General features: G+C 77.7%; 1 pseudogene. It reads right to left on the bottom strand.

From position 1 onward, the window contains the following. Positions 1-300, bottom strand: a pseudogene (locus KSY82_RS10290) (IS30 family transposase); the annotation flags it as partial.

Here is a 300-nt window from a genome sequence, read left to right on the forward strand (position 1 = left end):
CGTAGCCCGCCGCGACCCAGCGGTAGATGGTCGAGGGCGACAGGTCCACGGGCCCGCCGTTGCGCGCCGCCATCTGCTCGGGCGAGAGCCCCCGGCGCAGGCAGCCCCTGATGGCCTCCAGCCTGGCCGCCGCGGCCGGCTCGTCGGCGTCGATCCCGCGCCTGGACGAGACGAGGACCGAGTCGGCGCACAGCTGCGCGGCGCGGGCGTCGTAGAAGACGTGGGGGCGGCGCTTGCAGCCGATGGCGCGGTAGCGGCCGCAGCCGTTGCAGCAGCGCGGCCACGCGGCCAGGCGCGGGC

Source organism: Collinsella aerofaciens, from assembly GCF_019131995.1.
GTDB lineage: Bacteria > Actinomycetota > Coriobacteriia > Coriobacteriales > Coriobacteriaceae > Collinsella > Collinsella aerofaciens_S.